A 15925-nucleotide genomic window follows, 5' to 3' on the forward strand; every position below is an offset into this window, starting at 1 on the left:
TTTCCTGGCATCTCGTTACCCGCGCCTGGCGGGACCATTTTCATTCGACCGCCATATGTCCGTATGGACGGTCGCGGCCGTAATCGCCGCGATGGCTGTATTTACCTGCCTTGGCTTCCGGCTCAGCAGTCCGCCCGAATGGTTCTGGGACTTTACCCGCGCCTATTATGCCGCCGGCCGCGATGTGGTGCGCGGGGATCTGGCGGCGCTTCAGGTTCTGATCCGCGAAGGGGCAACTGGTGGTTTTGTCAATATTCCGATTGTCGCCTATCTGTTTGCACCGTTTGGCGTATTCCCGGCCCAACTCGCCGGCATATTGTTTACCCTGGCGGGACTGGCGCTGACGGCATTTGCATGGCTGCTTCTCGTGCGCCTCGCCCGGCTGGATGTCAGGGAGCGCTGGGTGCTGGCCCTGTTGTTTATCGCCAATGGTCCGCTTTTGACCGGCATAAAATTTGGCAATCTGAGCTATGTCATCCTGGCGGCGCTGGCCGGCGGACTTCTCCTTATACGCGCCGGACGCTCAGGCGCCGCCGGTGCGCTGATCGGCCTGGCGGTTGTGATAAAGCCTGTCCTCATATTGATGGGCCTGTTCTTTCTGTTGCGCCGCGACTGGCGTGGCAGTCTGTCTTTTGCCGCTGTGGGCATTGTAACGGCGCTCCTGTCTCTTGTTGTGTTTGGCTGGCAGGAGAATCTTGACTGGTTCAATAACTGCATCGTCCTGTATAGCCAGAACTGGCTGCCGACATTCAGCGTTCAATCTTTTTCAAGCTTTTTGCTCAGGTTGAATGCCGAAGCGAAAATCAGCGAATGGATTCTGGTGCCGCCGACCCATATTCAGAAGTTGGTTGTCCAGATTATAACGGCCCTGCTTTTCCTTGCGGCCGTGCTGGCCTGCCTGAAGCCTGCCGCCGCGAGGGACGCGCAGGACGACCTGTTGTCCGATGAACGCCGTGACCTGCAATACATGCTGCTTATAAGCTTGTGCCTTGTGACAAGCCCGCTGGCCTGGTCGCATTATTACGCCTGGCTGCTGCTGCCGACAGCCTTCTTCCTGAAGCGCAATGCCCTGGGGGACATGCCGCCTGTCGCGCGATGGGCGGGCTGGACAGCCATCATCTTCGTCACGCCGCTGAATGGCTGGCCCACCCTGATATCAAATCCCCTGTTGATGGGCATCTACAGGTCGCTTTTCATGTCGCATATGCTGTGGGGTGGTTTGATCTGGTTCGGACTGATTGCCTGGTGGCTGGCGAGCAAGGGCGGATATCTAGCGAATAAATGGGGCCAGGAAAGGTCAGCGCCGGCTACGACCTGATCAGGCATCTGAAGGGAGGCTGGCCGATATGAAATGCGTAATGTCGGTCATCACTTGGGAGGTTGCGCCCTTGGGCGGTGCCAGGGCAAATACCGTCTCATTATGATTCAGGGCAGGATAGTGGAGCCGCTTCACCGGAGCGCCCTTTTCACGCAGTCTGGCGGCCAGACGCTCGCTTTCAACGGTGCCGACGGCCCTGTCCTTTCCGCCCGTGATCAGAAGTATCGGCGGTGACTGGCCGTCTACATGGGTAATGGGGTATATATCACTCCATTGGCTCTTCGGTCCAAACATTGTCCTGAGTTCGGGCGTATCCGGTACAAATTCATACGGACCGGCCAAGCCTATCATCGCTTTCAAATCGCGTTTCGGGTCCATGCCCTTGGCGGAGAGCCATCTGTGATCTATTGCCAGACTGGCAGCATTTAAGGCGCCGGCGGAATGCCCAAGCAGCACCAGTTGTGCAGGGTCGCCCCCGAATTCCGCCGCGTGATCGAATGCCCAGCGAACGGCGGCGGCGTTATCTTCTATGAAGCCGGGCCAGGCGCCGTTCGGATAAATGCGATAGTCGGCGACCACGGCCACATATCCCTGACGCGCCAGGGCGATGCCGACCCACGCGTAATCCGCCTTGGCGCCTGAAAGCCATGTGCCGCCGTAAATGAAAACCACGACAGGCCGCGCCTTGCCGGCCGCGCGCGGTGCGTAGATATCCAGGGCATGGCGTTCACCAGAAGCGTAGGCGATGTCCCGCGTGATCAGGAGATCGTCCACGGGCATGGCCGCGGCGTTCCTGACGGCGTTTTCATCGACCCTTTTTCCGACGCGTGAGCATCCGTTCAACAAAAAAGTGCCGGTCAGCCCGGCGCTGATTAGATGACGGCGCGTTATTTGCTTGGCGGGCATGGCTATTCCTGAAATTGAACAACAGGGCTCTATATCATTCCGTATGCTACCTGACCACGTTTCACAGGAAGTGGACGCAAGGGCTATAGAAGCCTTGTGCAGCCAGTCACGATTCGATAGCGTTCCTTATCAATAAGTCTCCGAAAGGTCTGTTCGCCCGTGCATTATCTTGCCTATCTCTTTGATATGCTCGCCACCTTGATGGGGGGACTTGCTATTTTCTGGTTGGCAAAAAAGGGCATGTTGCCGAAAGGTCTGCGGCCCGGTCGTGATATGCCTGTCTGGGCCTTTCTGCTCGGCGGCGGCGCTTTGGCGGCTTTCCTGTTTCTGAATCTGAAGCTGAGCTGTCCGCCGGAAGCCTGGGATTTCACCCACGCATATTATCTGGCCGGCCAGGCCGTGCTGCACAATGACCGGGCCACGCTTCATGACCTTATCGGTAAGGGGACATCGGGCTTCGTCAATATCCCTGTGTTCGCCTATCTGCTGGCGCCATTCGCGCTTTTGTCGCCATCCATCGCCACCGCGCTGCTGACGGTCGCAGGCATTGGCCTGACCGTTCTGGCCTGGTTCCTGCTGGTTCGCCTGACCCGACTGGAACTCAGGGAGCGCTGGCTGCTGGCCTGGCTCTTCCTGGTCAATGGGCCGCTCATTCATGCCGTCAAGCTGGGCAATCTGAGCTACTTCATTCTGGCGGCGCTGGCGGGCGGACTTGTATGGCTGCGCAGTGGAAAGCCAATATCGGCGGGTGTCCTGCTTGGTATGGCGGCGGTTGTAAAGCCGCCCCTGGCTTTGTTTGGCTTCTTCTTCCTCTTCAGGCGCGACTGGCGCGGTCTGCTCGGCTTCGCATCGGTTGGCATTGTAACGGTCTTGCTTTCACTAGCCGTCTTCGGTCTGCCCTATAACCTGTACTGGTTCCAGACCGCGATTTTGCAGTACAGCCATAGCTGGCTGGCCGCTTTCAATGTGCAGTCGGTGCCGGCATTCATTCTGCGTCTCCACCACGATGCCCGTCTGAGCGACTGGCTGAACTCGCAGGTGCCGACGTCCGGGCAAAAGCTCGTGGCGCAGATATTTACGGTCCTGACCATTTTGCTGGCGGCAGCGGCCTGTCTGCGGCGGCCGGGCGTTGTTCCCGACCCTGTCACTGCTGGCGAACGCCGGGACATGCAGTATCTGCTCGTCATCTGCCTGTGCCTGGTGTCCAGTCCGCTGACATGGTCCCATTATTATCTCTGGCTGCTTATGCCGACGGCCTTCTTCCTGGCCGGACGTCCGTCTGCCTTATCGGAAACACCGGCCCGCTGGGCCGGCTGGACGGCGATTGTGCTGGTCACACCCATTATCGACCTGCCCTGGTCGTTCTCGAATCCCTTCCTGTCGACGGTGTATCAATCGGTCTTCCTGTCGCACCTGCTGTTTGGCGGGCTGGTATGGTTCGGACTGATCGCCTGGGGACTTTCCCGCACCGGCGGTCTTCTGCCGCTGTCGGACGGACGCAGGCCCTTTGCTGGCCTTTCAGGAAAAGCCCTTACGGATTGACGTAGTCGAAATTGGCCATGTTGGCGGCGTCGTTTACCAGGAAGGGCTTGTAACGCGCATCACCATGCAGATAGACTTCCAGGAACGAGAGCGTCAGGCGGGCCACTTCCGGATCGGTCGAGTGGGTGCCCAGCGGTGTCAGGGCGATGGCGTGCATACTTTCCCATTCCGCCGTATTCTGCTTGAAGTTCGCCAGCAGCTTGGTGGTGGTGGATGGAATGGTGCCATACTGCTGCGGGAAGTTGGACAGGTACGGATCGGCCACCGCGGATATCACTATTGTAGGCACCTTGGTGGCGCCATAAGGGTTATCGCTTGACGATACCGGGCTTAAGCCCACGGCGGCCGCGATGTGGGAATTGCCCAGAGCCGTTGCCAGTATGGCGCCGGCGCCACCATAGGAATGGCCCATGACCGCGATATTATCGACCTGGAGGCGGCCGAACAGCGGGCTGGCGCTGCGTGTATTTTCGGCTACCAGGGCGTCGACAGCCCGGTCCAGCGCGAAGGCGCGCATGTCCGGAGGCGTATTGAGATCCTTCGGATCGATGAACATGACCACGAAGCCGTGCGAGGCCAGAAAATCGGCCCATTGGGTGAGGTCGGTTTCAACAAAGGACCGGCCGTTGATGCGCGCCCGAGTTGGCATCTCCCGATAGGTGGTGCCGTAACCGGCAATGAACACCACCGAAGCATAAGGCGCTGTCCCGTTAGCAGGATACCAGATTTTCGGAATCCTGTACTGGCTGCTGCTGGCAATACCGCTGGTATAGGTGGCCACCGCATAGGGCCCCAGAGTGGCAGCGGTGGCTTCAGTAGGCGTGGGGACTGACGGAGGGCCGGGACTGGCTGGACTGGGGGATGTGCCCCCATTTCCGCCGCTACAGGCTGTAAGGGTCAGCAAAGTGAATAATAGAAAAGGGGGAATGTTCACCTAATGCCTCTTACACGAAACGCCAGTATTCTATTATCATTGTCCCTCTCGCTTCCAGATGACAGGGGTAATCAATAAATACGAATAGCAGAAAAGGAGCCGAATTCTCTTTCGTTTCGTCTTTAGGCAGAAGATGAACTTGGAAAATATCCTGATTGCGAGAGTTTGCGGAGCCTTAGGGTGACCTTTGCAGGTTGCCAAATGGGAAAGAATATCTTGCCGCTTTGCAACCATACGAGCGATCTGGTACGACGCGCCATGACGATCACGCTCTACATCGATGCCGACGCCTGCCCCGTAAAGGATGAGACCTACAAGGTGGCTGCCCGTTACGGCCTGAAGACCTTAGTGGTGTCGAACAGTTTCATCCAGGTACCCCGGTCGCCGCTGATCGGGCGGATGATTGTCGACGCCGGGCCGGATGTGGCTGATGACTGGATTGTGGCTCAGGTCGTGGCCGGTGATGTGGTCATCACCAACGATATTCCGCTGGCGTCGCGCGTTCTGGCGAAAGGTGGTCATGCGGTCGCACCCAATGGCCGGGCGTTCACACCGGATTCAATAGGCGGCGCCCTGGCCAGCCGCGCCCTGATGGAGCACATCCGATCGACCGGCGACATTATCGGCGGGCCGCCGCCGTTTTCCGCCGCCGATCGCTCGCAGTTTCTCCAGACCCTCGATCAAGTGGTTGGCCGTGAGATCAGGCGGCCGCGATAATCACACAATCTCTGCGATTGTTGCGGATCGCAAATCCAATGTGATTGAATCTGTAACAATCGGCCTTGAAATTTTTCGCATCGCACCATATTATACAATTGTTCGGTGCCTTCCTGGCGCTGATGCCCTTCCTGGGCGTTTCCTCCCTGTAAACTGGCCGCGCCGTAGAGCGCGGCTTTTTTTTGCTCAATGTATGGCGATGCGGGCGGCTTTGGATTGCGTGCGGACCCGGAACCAGTCTTCAATGCGCGCCATATCCTGCCGCGACAGGCGCTTGCCGGAATGGGCAACCAGAATCGGTACAGGGGCGGTCTCTGGGGCCGCCTCCGGCTCAATTGAGGCAGTGATCGCAGAGCCAGCGCTGTCTCCATCAGCCTCTTCCGCAGGCGCTGCGCCCACGCCTTCCCCGATCAGAATATCCGTCAAATCGGGATATTGCGCCTTCAGTTCGGCGGTCAGTTGCGCCGATTGTGCGCTCCATGCCACCTGGCGGCGCAAATCGGCAATCTGCTGGTCGCGTGACGCTAACGCCAGTTCGTTACCGGAAAGCTCCTTCACTATGCCGTCACGCAGGGTGTTTATGTCGATATTGTCGTCTCCGGCCTGATGAACGGTCAAGATTGCGCCTTTCAGGCCGGTGGCCGGCAGGTGCGTGCGGATGGTGTCGATCGTCCTGGCCGACAGACGGTCACCGATCAGGGTGACCTCGACGTGTTTGTTTTTGGGCGTGATGCCGATCTCGACGACGTGCGATTTCGGGAAATTGAACTCCTGGCGCACGAACTGGCTGGCCTTGTTATGGAAGACCTCATTGCCGACCAGCCGGTAGGCCAGGTACAGGCTGGGCAGGCCGGTCAGGAGAACCACGAGGAACAGGACACGCTTGACGCGCGTTTCCATAACCGGATCGACGAACTGCTTGTGGGGCGGATTGAGCAGGCCGATTACCAGAACGGCGGCCGCGGCGATATAGACGCAGTTGATTGAAAACAGATAGAAGGCGCCCAGGAAATAGGCCCAGTTGCCATTGGCCAGGCCATAGCCGGCGGTACACAGGGGCGGCATCAGCGCCGTGGCGATGGCGACGCCGGGAATGACATTGGTTTTTTCTTTCCGGGTCACGCCGATAATGCCGGCAAAGCCGCCGAAAAGCGCGATCAGCACGTCCCAGATGGTGGGGGAGGTGCGGGCCAGAAGTTCGGAATGCGCCTCGGTCAGCGGGCTCAGGGCGAAATAGATGGTGGAGGTCAGGAGGCTGATCAGGGTGGCGATGAGCAGGTTGCCAACGGATTTTCGGATCAGCGCAAAATCATAGATGCCGATGCCGTAGCCAATGCCCATGATCGGCCCCATCAGCGGCGAGATCAGCATGGCACCGATGATCACGGCGGTCGAATTGACGTTCAGACCGATCGACGCGACGAAAATGGCGAACATCAGGATCCACGGGGTGGCCCCGCGTAGTTCCACGCCGGCGCGCAGGCTTTCGTCGATCATCGCGTCGTCGGCCTTATCATCCAGCAGGCTGAAACGATTGAGAAAGCCATGCCAGGAACGGGCGGCCGGATTTGATGATGAGGACGGCGTTTTGGGCATTATGTGACCTTTGCGATGATCAATTCATAACGGGGCCGGCTGGATGCGCAAACTGACATATCCGTGTCCGGTCAGTCTGTTAATTTTCACCGAGAACTGACCCAGTATTTTCACCTAGAACTGACCCGCCTAAAAGGTATAATCCTATGGGTCATGTTGGGGTCAAGTCACAGTTTTCTCCCTTCTCGATTTCACTGTTGCGGTGCTTGCCTTGAAGCGGAAGCTGTCGTTTCCGGTTTCAAGGATTATGGCAGTGATGCGTGAGCCGGTCGAGCAGCGCGGTGGTCATCTTGGCATCGCCGAACACACCCGCCCATTCGCTGAAGCTGAGATTGGTGGTTATGACGACGCTGGTCTGTTCGTAGAGCCGGCTTAGCATGTGGAACAACAAGGCGCCGCCGGACGCGCTGAACGGCAGGTAGCCCAGCTCATCGAGGATGACCATATCGAGCTTGAGTAACCGGTCCGCCATTTGGCCGACCTTGCCCTGGGCCTTTTCCTGTTCAAGCAGGTTGACCAGTTCGATGGTCGAGAAGAAACGCACCTTCTTTCGATGATGCTCGACAGCCTGCACGCCCAGCGCTGTGGCGACATGGGTTTTGCCAGTGCCAGGTCCCCCGATCAGGACAACGTTGTGCGCACCGTCGATAAACTCACATCGATGTAACTGCCGCACAAGCGCTTCATTGACCTCACCGGAAGCAAAGTCATAGCCCGACAGGTCTTTGTAGGCCGGGAAGCGGGCCGATTTGATCTGATAGGCAATAGACCTGACCTCCCGCTCAGCCGTTTCGGCCTTCAGAAGCTGGGACAGGATTGGCATCGCGCTTTCAAACGCAGGCGAGCCCTGCTCGGTCAGTTCGCCTGCGGCCTGGGCCATGCCGTACATTTTCAGAGCTCGTAGCATGATGATAATGGCCGCACTGGCGGGATCATGACGCATGACGGCCCTCCGTGCGCAAGGCATCATAGCGCTCAACATTAGCCAGGGGTTCCTGCCTCAGCCGCAGCGCCTGTGGCGCATCGATTGTATCGGGCGGCGTTGTCCCGTCGATCAGGCGATGCAGCAGGTTCAGGATGTGTGTCTTGGTTGGCACGCCACCAGCCAGTGCCAGCTCAACGGCTTGCAAGACGACCTGTTCGTCATGTTGAAGAACAAGGGCCAGGATTTCGACCATTTCCCGATCGCCACCAGGGCGTTTGAGGAGGTGCCCCTGAAGCCGCCGGAAGGATTCCGGCAGATCAGTGAATGGCGCGCCGTTACGCAGGGCGCCTGGCTTGCGCTGGATCACCGCCAGATAGTGACGCCAATCGTAGACGGTGCGACCAGGCGTATGATGGCTGCGATCTATAATCCGTTGATGCTCGCACAGGATCTGACCTTCCGCCGCCACGACGATGCGATCTGGATAGACGCGCACGCTGACCGGGCGGTTGGCGAACGAGGCCGGCACGCTGTAGCGATTGCGCTCCAAATGGATCAGGCACGTCGGGGTCACCCGTTTGGTATGTTCGACGAAGCCGTCGAACGGCCGCGTGGGCGCCATTAAGTAGTCCTGCTCTTCCGCCCAGACATCCGCAATCGTCCCCGGCAGTTCACCATGCGGGATTTCCCGCCAGTAAGCGATACACCGCTCTTCCAGCCAGACATTCAGAGCCGCCAGGTTCGGGAAGCTGGGTATCGGTATCCATAGCCGGTGACGGGCATCCTGGACGTTCTTCTCGACCTGTCCCTTCTCCCAGCCTGACGCCGGATTGCAGAACTCGGCATCGAACAGATAATGACTGGCCATCGCCTGGAAGCGCAGGTTCACCTGCCGCGCCTTGCCGACTCCGATCTTATCGACCGCCGTTCTCATATTGTCATAAATACCCCGCCGCGGCACCCCGCCCAGCACGCGGAAGGCTTCGACATGAGCATCGAACAGCATCTCATGCGTCTGAAGCGGATAGGCCCTGAGGAAGAAGGCCCGGCTGTATGCCAGCTTGAAGTGGGCTACCTGAAGCTTGGTGCGCTCGCCACCCAGAACGGCCCAGTCCTCGCTCCAGTCGAACTGGAAGGCTTCGCCGGCCTCGAAGGCCGAGGGTACGAAGGTCCCGCGGCCAGTTGTTTGCTGGTCACGCAAACGACTGGCTTTCCAATCCCGCGCAAAAGCCGCCACACGACCATAGGATCCCTCGTAACCCAAGGCAATCAGATCGCCGTGGAGCTGTTTGATGGTGCGCTTTTGCTTGCGAGACTTGCCAGTTTCAATCTTCAGCCAATGCGCCAGTTTCTCAGCGTACGGGTCCAGCTTACTGGGCCGGTCCGGCACCCGATACTTCGGCTCAACAGCGTCAGATCGTAGGTATCTGCGGATAGTGTTGCGGGACAATCCTGTCCGCCGCGATATCTCCCGGATCGATATCCGATCACGGAAAGCCCAGCGTCTGATGACGCTCAATAGTGCCATGTCTATCACTCCAAGGCCCTCGCTGTCTGACAACGAGGGGAGTTTCACATGGGTCAATTCTCAGTGAAAATTACGAGGCCAAGTGGGTCAGTTCTAAGTGGAAATCAACAGTCAGTCGTCACACAGGCAGGGCCTGGGTGTTCTTGACCTCTTCCAGCACGGCATAGGTGCGGGTTTCGCGCACGCCCGGCATATCCACCAAAGTGGTGCCGAGAAAATGCCGGTAGGCGGCCATGTCCTTGACGCGCACCTTGATCAAATAGTCGAAGCCGCCGCCCACCATATGGCATTCCATGATTTCCGGCCGGCGTTTTACCGCGCGGGCAAATTCCTCGAACAGGCCGCCGGTGGTGCGATCAAGCAGGATCTCGACGAAGATCATCAGGGCGCAATCGAGCTTTTCCGGATCGAGCACCGCCATGGTGCCGAGGATATAGCCGTCCTTGCGCAGCCGTTTGACGCGCTCGAAACAGGCCGCCGGCGATATATGGCACAGGTCGGCCATGGCCTGGTTAGTGATGCGGCCATCGGCCTGAAGGGCGCGCAGGAGGCGCCGGTCCATTTCATCGAGCATTGTAAATTCCTTCGGCCATATGCCGCTTTAAGGAAATAATATTCGGATATGCTTGTCAAAATTCCAAGCACATTCGGCAAATTTGGCCATATACCATAGATATAATCAGCCATAAAGGGTGCCGCCCACATGCTTGACGCGCTTGACCTGACCCGCTCGCAAATGGTGGCCCTGCTACGGGCACCGGAATCCGACGTGCTCAAGAGTCTGTTGCCAGCGGCCACGCTCGATGCCGCCACCCGCGGCCGTGTTGTCGATCAGGCTCGCCTGATCCTGAATGACCTGCGCGCCGCGCAATCGACCGGCTGGATCAACCGCTTCCTGCAGGAATATCGCCTCAATACGCAGGAGGGCGTGGCTTTGCTGTCTCTGGCCGAAGCCTATCTGCGCGTACCTGACACCACTACGGCCGACCTGCTGATCAAGGACAAGCTGGGCGATGCCGACTGGAAGGCGCATTCGGGCCAATCCGGCTCAAAACTGGTCAATTCGGCCACCTTTGGCCTGGTCCTGACCCGTGCCCTGGTGGCGGACGAGGGCGGCGTGCTGAAGGGCCTGCTGGCGCGCGCCGGTGAGCCGTTCATCCGTGCTGGTGTCGCCGCCGCCATGCGCCTGATGGGCTCGGTCTTCGTCATGGGGCGCGACATCGAAGAGGCGCTGGATCGGGCCGCGAAACCGGAGAATAAAGGCTTTACTGCTAGTTTCGACATGCTGGGCAGATCCGCCCGTACCTGGGACGACGCCCACAAGTATTTCGAGTCCTATGAGAACGCTATCGCGGCCGTGGGCGCCTCGAAGAAGGTGTTGGGCCACAATATCTCGGTCAAGCTGTCGGCCCTGCACCCGCGTTATGAAGTCGCCAATGCAAAAGCCTGCGTGCCCGAACTGACCGAAATGATGATTGGTCTGTCGCGCAAGGCGGCGGGTCTGGGGATCGGCCTGACGGTCGATGCCGAGGAAACTGAGCGCCTTATGATGTCGCTCGATATCATCGAGGGCGTGGCGCGTGATCCGCAGTTGTCCGACTGGGACGGTTTCGGCATGGCCATCCAGGCCTATGGCAAGCGCTGCCGCCCACTGGTCGGCTGGGCCGAGGCGCTGGGCGCCGCCACGGGCCGGAAGCTGTTTGTCCGTCTGGTCAAGGGCGCCTACTGGGATTCCGAGATCAAGAAGGCCCAAGTCGATGGCCTGACCGATTATCCGCTCTTCACCCGCAAGGCGGCGACCGACGTCTCCTATCTCGCCTGCGCCCGTGATATGCTCGATGCCGGCCATATCTATCCGGCCTTTGCCGGCCATAACGCCCTGACCGTCGCCACCCTGATCGAATGGGCGGGTAAGCGCCGTGATTTCGAGTTTCAGCGCCTGCATGGCATGGGCGAGGGGTTGCATGAGCGCCTGGTGCGCGAGGAAGGCTTTGCCTGCCGCACCTATGCGCCGGTCGGCGGCCACCGCGAACTGCTCGCCTATCTCGTGCGCCGCCTGCTGGAAAACGGCGCCAACAGTTCTTTCGTTCATCAACTCGCCGACGCGACCATTACCGAGGACATGCTCTTGGCCGACCCCGCAAATCGTATCGCCACCGTAAATGGCCGTCCGCATCCCGGCATCCGCAAGCCGACCGAACTCTTCCCCGGTCGTGTAAACTCTTCCGGCATCGATCTGAATGACGAAGCCACGCTGCAAACCGTCCTGGAAGCGGTTGGCAAGTCGCAGGTGGTCGCCGCCACGGCGCTCGTCTCCGGCCAGCCGGTCACCGGCGAAGCGAAGCCAGTGATCAATCCGGCCACCGGCGCGCCCGTCGGCAGCGTCATCGAGGCCGTGGCTTATGATGTGCGCCGCGCCATCGCCGCCGCCACGGCCGCCGCGCCGACCGGGACGCGCGCCCGGTCGAAGACCGCGCCGCCTGCCTGGAGCGCCTGGCTGACCTGCTGGAAGCACACCGCCCGGAACTCCTGCGCCTGGCCGTTCAGGAAGCAGGCAAAACCGTGGGCGATGCGGTGGCCGAAGTGCGCGAGGCGGTCGATTTCTGCCGCTACTATGCCAACCAGGCGCGCACCTCGCTGGCGCCGGAAATCCTGCCGGGGCCGACGGGCGAGCGCAACGAACTGCGCCTCGTGGGGCGCGGCGTCTTCGCCTGTATTTCACCGTGGAACTTCCCGCTGGCCATCTTCCCTGGGTCAGATCACCGCCGCGCTCGTCACCGGCAATGCCGTGGTCGCCAAGCCCGCGCCGCAGACGCCGCTGATCGCGCATCTGGCCATTCAACTGGCGCACAAGGCCGGCATCCCGGCCGATGTCCTGCACTTCCTGCCGGGCGGTATCGAGGTCGGCGACGCGATCATCTCCCACACCGGTATCAATGGCGTGGCCTTCACCGGCTCGATGCCGACGGCGCGGACCATCGCCCGCAACCTGCTTAAGGATGACAACCGCCCGATCGTGCCGCTGATCGCCGAAACTGGCGGTCTGAACGCCATGATCGTCGATTCCTCGGCCCTGCCGGAGCAGGTGGTGGCTGATGTGGTCACCTCGGCTTTCCGCAGCGCCGGCCAGCGCTGTTCGGCCCTGCGTCTTCTGGTGGTTCAGGAGGATATCGCCGACGGCCTGATCCGTCTCCTGACCGGCGCGATGGATACGCTGGTGCTCGGCGATCCGGCCAATATCCGCACTGATGTGGGGCCGGTGATCGACGCTAGCGCCCGCGACAGGCTGGAAGCCTACCGCCAGTCGATGAAGGCCAACTGGATTCACGCCCTGGAAAATCCCGCCCTTTCCGGCACATTCCTGCCGCCGACCCTCATCCGTCTGGAAAAAATCGAAGACCTGACCAGCGAATGGTTCGGGCCGGTGCTGCATATCGTCACCTGGAAGGCCGGCGAACTGGAGAATGTGGTCGCTCGCATCAATGCCCAGGGCTACGGCCTGACCATGGGCCTGCATTCCCGCATCAAGGCCACGGCCGATGCGGTCAGCGACCTGGCGCGGGTTGGCAATCTCTATGTCAACCGCTCGATGATCGGCGCGGTGGTCGGCTCCCAGCCGTTTGGCGGCGAGGGCCTTTCCGGCACCGGCCCCAAGGCGGGCGGCCCGCACTTCCTGATGCGCTTTGTCAGTGAGCGGACGATCTCTACCGATACGACTTCGGCCGGCGGCAATGCGACTCTGCTGTCACTGGCCGAGACGGACATCTGAGCCTAAAGCCCTCTAATGGCTGAAACGCTTCTGAATCAGCTTTCTGGCAATCGGTTTGGGCGCCATAAGGGTCAGCAGGCTCCAGACGAGCAGAACCAGCCGGCGTTTGGGCGCCATGGCATCAAAGCTGATGGTCGACCGGATCGTGTCCTTCAGAAGCTGGTATTTGCTGTCCCAGGGCAGGGGATGCAATTGCGGGCTGAGCGTCACCGAAGGGATCCGATGCTGCAGGACATGCAGGCTTTGGCGGAAGTTGGCGTCGGGTATCTCGATGCCGGTTGTCTTGGCAATGCGTTGCGCGTAGAGGAATTTCGCGTGCCCGCGGGCCACTTCGCGCGCAAACAGGCCCTCTTTGGCGAACAGGTTGCTGTCATTGCCGCCGTGGACGCGGTATTTCACCAGGGGCTTGTCAACCGTCACGACATCGCCGAAAAAGGGCGCTGCCGTCACCAGGGCTGAATCGGAAAAATTACCGCAGGCATCATCGAGCGGGAAAATCCGGTCAAGATAAGCGCGGGCATACACATTTCCCGAACCGGGCGGCGTCGGATAGGTCGACAGACGGACGGCCCAGTCGCTTATTTTTTCCGGTGTCGGCACGGGTTCGTAAATGGGGAAGCGCGAACCGGTCGGCTGTCCGTCACCGTCAATGCGCTCCATCTGGAACTGCACCTTGCTGGTGCGTGGCGTGCAGACGCTTGCCACCTCCTCGGCAATCGAAGGATCGATCAGGTCGTCGGCATCGAGGAAGATAATCCAGTCACCGGTGGCTTTGGCGAAGCCGACATTGCAGGCGGTGAGCTGGCCGGCATTTTCCTGAAAGACGGGGAGAACGCGATTGCCATAGGCAGCGATAACCTGCCTGGACTGGTCCTTGGAGCCGTCATCGACCACGATGACTTCGACATCGGGCCAGCGCACGGCAAGCGCGCTGTCTATGGCTTTGCCGACATAGCGTTCGTAATTGTAATTCGCAATTATGATGCTGAACTTCACTTACCGATCCTTGCTCTATCGTATCCGCAGCGTTTTCTTGACAATTCTGATGGCGAGGCTTTCGCAGCCTTCCGGGCACCCGGCCAACTTCCAGAGCAGCAGGTTCGTGGTGACGAAAATGATTTCCGCGGACGCACAGACCCAGGCGAGGCTGAGAGCCGTGTACAAAAGCGGGTCGCCGGGGACGAATACCTCTTTTGCCATGACATAGAGGAAAAGACCGGCGGGCGCCATGGCGACAGCCGGCCGCAAGAGGCTGATCAGTTGCGTCCTGACCGGCAGGCCGATCAGAATTTTGACGATGACCAGACACGAAAAGAACACCAGCACCGACGAGATGGCGTGACCCACCAGGACGCCCTGAAGATGGAACATCCAGGCCCCAATCAGAATCAGGGGAACCTTGACCGAAAATTCAGCCAGATTACGTATAAAAGCCATCCGGGTTTTGTTTATGGCCATGGCCAGAGATGGCAGGACCACGGTGGGCAGCAGGGCGATGGCGGCGAAAGCCAGCCAGGTCAGTATGATGGCGGTCTCTTCCCACCGGGGGCCGAGAATCAGGTGGATGATCGGATGCGACAGGAACGCGATCATCATTAGAATCGGACCGACCAATGAAAATATGCCGATCGACGCCTTGAGATATATGCGCTCTATGCCACCTGTGTCCCGTACCGACATAAAGGCGGCAAACAGGGGGCGGGAGATGGGTACAATAATCGCCTGCACCGGAACGGCGATCAGATTGTCGGCGGAGGTAAATCGTCCGAAGGTCATGGTGTCAACAAAGCGCGGCAATACGACCTTGTCGGTTTGCCAGTTGATGGCGGAAACCACTTGGCCGGCGGCGTTCCAGCCGACCATGTCGGCGAACATGCGCCAGTGGACCAGCGTGAACCGCAGACGTTGCGGCGCGAACAGGTAGGAAACGGCCATCATGACGGCGGTTGTTGAAATCGTGCCGATGGCGATGGCCCAGTAACTGCCCGTGGTGACGGCGAGTGTTGTGGCTATGATGAGGGCGCCGATCTTGCCGAAGACTTCCAGGGCGACGTCGCGTCGGAAATCAAGCATCCGCGTGAATTCAACCAGGCGCTGGCTGACCAGGCCACGCATGGCTGGTGCGAAGGCCAGGGCGCATTGCAGCGCGATCAAACGGGGCTCATGGTAAAAGATCGAGAGCGGCACAGACAGGGCGGCCAGTACGCTGATGGTCACGACGGAACGGATGACGGCCATGGTGAATGCCGTATCATACATGCTTTCACTCGGTTTCTCGATGCTCATGAGGACGGCGCCAAGCGGCATTTCACACAGGGCCTCCACAATTTGCACCGCGGTCATCGCCATGGCCACCACGCCGAATTCACCGGGGCCGAGGAAACGGGCCAGGACAAGCAGGGAAATGAAGTCAAGCGATTTGGCGAACAGCTTACCGCCAACGGTCCATATGCCGGCGTGAGCGGTGCGTTCCGATAAGGGACGATGATGGGCCTTGGTCATTAATCTACGCGTTTCACCTGAAAATCCAACCCAAATGCCGCCCGATAATGCAAGACCAGTGCCACGGAAGGTCATGGACGCAAATGTCCTCGTTTCTCATCTAACCGTTAAATTTGAAATAAGAGAAAAAATTACCTCAATTATCTGAATTAAAACGCCGATGGCCTGATCCGGGCGCATCAGGAAAC

11 protein-coding genes and 3 pseudogenes are annotated in these 15925 nt (G+C 59.5%); 6 read left to right on the top strand and 8 right to left on the bottom strand.

Going from position 1 to position 15925, the window contains the following annotated elements; genetic code table 11:
* Positions 1 to 55: 55 nt before the first annotated feature.
* Positions 56 to 1318 carry a DUF2029 domain-containing protein gene (locus NVV72_12520; protein MCR6660114.1) on the top strand — a complete coding sequence of 421 codons (1263 nt, stop codon included), beginning with the start codon at positions 56 to 58 and terminating at the stop codon, positions 1316 to 1318.
* Here the strand turns inward: NVV72_12520 and NVV72_12525 are convergent, their stop codons facing one another.
* A complete protein-coding gene (locus NVV72_12525; GenBank protein MCR6660115.1) occupies positions 1319 to 2224 on the bottom strand; it encodes an alpha/beta hydrolase in 906 nt (301 codons plus the stop codon).
* A 240-nt stretch (positions 2225 to 2464) separates the two neighbouring features.
* On the opposite strand from NVV72_12525, the gene NVV72_12530 reads away from it, so the two are divergent.
* A complete protein-coding gene (locus NVV72_12530; GenBank protein MCR6660116.1) occupies positions 2465 to 3766 on the top strand; it encodes a DUF2029 domain-containing protein in 1302 nt (433 codons plus the stop codon).
* Here the strand turns inward: NVV72_12530 and NVV72_12535 are convergent.
* On the bottom strand, positions 3756 to 4547 hold the full coding sequence (locus tag NVV72_12535) for a hypothetical protein (protein ID MCR6660117.1): 792 nt from the start codon (positions 4545 to 4547) through the stop codon (positions 3756 to 3758). The two genes, NVV72_12530 and NVV72_12535, sit on opposite strands and share 11 nt — an antisense overlap.
* Positions 4548 to 4958: 411 nt before the next feature.
* On the opposite strand from NVV72_12535, the gene NVV72_12540 reads away from it, so the two are divergent.
* Complete coding sequence (locus tag NVV72_12540; protein ID MCR6660118.1) at positions 4959 to 5417, top strand: YaiI/YqxD family protein; 459 nt, start codon at positions 4959 to 4961, stop codon at positions 5415 to 5417.
* A 186-nt stretch (positions 5418 to 5603) separates the two neighbouring features.
* On the opposite strand, the gene NVV72_12545 is transcribed toward NVV72_12540, so the two are convergent.
* The 4 genes and pseudogenes from NVV72_12545 to NVV72_12560 form a co-directional block, all read right to left on the bottom strand.
* Entirely contained in the window at positions 5604 to 7013 is a 1410-nt protein-coding gene (locus NVV72_12545; GenBank protein MCR6660119.1) for a DUF389 domain-containing protein, read from the bottom strand.
* Between the two features lie 162 nt (positions 7014 to 7175).
* Positions 7176 to 7956 (bottom strand): annotated as a pseudogene (gene istB / locus NVV72_12550) (IS21-like element helper ATPase IstB).
* Positions 7946 to 9466, bottom strand: a complete 1521-nt coding sequence (istA, locus tag NVV72_12555; GenBank protein MCR6660120.1) for an IS21 family transposase — start codon at positions 9464 to 9466, stop codon at positions 7946 to 7948. The pseudogene istB and the gene istA overlap by 11 nt, the downstream one beginning before the upstream one ends.
* 118 nt (positions 9467 to 9584) lie before the next feature.
* Positions 9585 to 10040, bottom strand: coding sequence for an Lrp/AsnC ligand binding domain-containing protein (locus NVV72_12560; GenBank protein MCR6660121.1), 456 nt, complete (start codon positions 10038 to 10040; stop codon positions 9585 to 9587).
* Between the two features lie 162 nt (positions 10041 to 10202).
* Here NVV72_12560 and NVV72_12565 point away from each other — a divergent pair.
* The 3 genes and pseudogenes from NVV72_12565 (at position 10203) to NVV72_12575 (ending at position 13235) form a co-directional block, all read left to right on the top strand.
* Positions 10203 to 11549, top strand: a pseudogene (locus NVV72_12565) (proline dehydrogenase family protein).
* Between the two features lie 422 nt (positions 11550 to 11971).
* Positions 11972 to 12154 (top strand): annotated as a pseudogene (locus NVV72_12570) (aldehyde dehydrogenase family protein).
* A complete protein-coding gene (locus NVV72_12575) occupies positions 12081 to 13235 on the top strand; it encodes an aldehyde dehydrogenase family protein (protein MCR6660122.1) in 1155 nt (384 codons plus the stop codon). Before NVV72_12570 ends, NVV72_12575 begins: the two are co-directional and overlap by 74 nt.
* Positions 13236 to 13247: 12 nt before the next feature.
* Here NVV72_12575 and NVV72_12580 read toward each other — a convergent pair whose 3' ends face one another.
* Positions 13248 to 14231, bottom strand: coding sequence for a glycosyltransferase family 2 protein (locus NVV72_12580; protein ID MCR6660123.1), 984 nt, complete (start codon positions 14229 to 14231; stop codon positions 13248 to 13250).
* Positions 14232 to 14246: 15 nt separating this feature from the next.
* Positions 14247 to 15737 (bottom strand): oligosaccharide flippase family protein, encoded by a 1491-nt coding sequence (locus NVV72_12585; protein MCR6660124.1) that lies wholly within the window; start codon positions 15735 to 15737, stop codon positions 14247 to 14249.
* Positions 15738 to 15925 lie beyond the last annotated feature (188 nt).

The sequence above is a fragment of the Asticcacaulis sp. genome (assembly GCA_024707255.1).
In the GTDB taxonomy this organism is placed as follows: domain Bacteria; phylum Pseudomonadota; class Alphaproteobacteria; order Caulobacterales; family Caulobacteraceae; genus Asticcacaulis.

Coding starts and splice junctions, on each gene's coding strand:
- NVV72_12585 (MCR6660124.1), bottom strand. CDS start 15,737: ATGACCAAGGCCCATCATCGTCCCTTATCGGAACGCACCGCTCACGCC.
- istA (MCR6660120.1), bottom strand. CDS start 9,466: ATGGCACTATTGAGCGTCATCAGACGCTGGGCTTTCCGTGATCGGATA.
- NVV72_12560 (MCR6660121.1), bottom strand. CDS start 10,040: ATGCTCGATGAAATGGACCGGCGCCTCCTGCGCGCCCTTCAGGCCGAT.
- NVV72_12525 (MCR6660115.1), bottom strand. CDS start 2,224: ATGCCCGCCAAGCAAATAACGCGCCGTCATCTAATCAGCGCCGGGCTG.
- NVV72_12540 (MCR6660118.1), top strand. CDS start 4,959: ATGACGATCACGCTCTACATCGATGCCGACGCCTGCCCCGTAAAGGAT.
- NVV72_12545 (MCR6660119.1), bottom strand. CDS start 7,013: ATGCCCAAAACGCCGTCCTCATCATCAAATCCGGCCGCCCGTTCCTGG.
- NVV72_12520 (MCR6660114.1), top strand. CDS start 56: ATGTCCGTATGGACGGTCGCGGCCGTAATCGCCGCGATGGCTGTATTT.
- NVV72_12530 (MCR6660116.1), top strand. CDS start 2,465: ATGTTGCCGAAAGGTCTGCGGCCCGGTCGTGATATGCCTGTCTGGGCC.
- NVV72_12575 (MCR6660122.1), top strand. CDS start 12,081: ATGCCAACCAGGCGCGCACCTCGCTGGCGCCGGAAATCCTGCCGGGGC.